The organism is Candidatus Symbiopectobacterium sp. NZEC151 (assembly GCF_025962655.1).
Classification (GTDB): domain Bacteria; phylum Pseudomonadota; class Gammaproteobacteria; order Enterobacterales; family Enterobacteriaceae; genus Symbiopectobacterium.
In genome coordinates, this window is sequence record NZ_JAGFPE010000034.1 from 1 (window position 1) to 532 (window position 532).

Sequence of the window (532 nt, forward strand, 5' to 3'; positions counted from 1 at the left end):
TATCATTAGGTAAGGAGGTGATCCAACCGCAGGTTCCCCTACGGTTACCTTGTTACGACTTCACCCCAGTCATGAATCACAAAGTGGTAAGCGCCCTCCCGAAGGTTAAGCTACCTACTTCTTTTGCAACCCACTCCCATGGTGTGACGGGCGGTGTGTACAAGGCCCGGGAACGTATTCACCGTAGCATTCTGATCTACGATTACTAGCGATTCCGACTTCATGGAGTCGAGTTGCAGACTCCAATCCGGACTACGACGTACTTTATGAGGTCCGCTTGCTCTCGCGAGGTCGCTTCTCTTTGTATACGCCATTGTAGCACGTGTGTAGCCCTACTCGTAAGGGCCATGATGACTTGACGTCATCCCCACCTTCCTCCAGTTTATCACTGGCAGTCTCCTTTGAGTTCCCGACCGAATCGCTGGCAACAAAGGATAAGGGTTGCGCTCGTTGCGGGACTTAACCCAACATTTCACAACACGAGCTGACGACAGCCATGCAGCACCTGTCTCAGAGTTCCCGAAGGCACCAA

Annotated in this window: 1 rRNA gene; it reads right to left on the reverse strand. The window is 52.3% G+C overall.

From position 1 onward, the window contains the following. Nucleotides 1–10 precede the first annotated feature (10 nt). Nucleotides 11–532: ribosomal RNA gene (locus tag J5067_RS23215) — 16S ribosomal RNA — on the reverse strand; the annotation flags it as partial.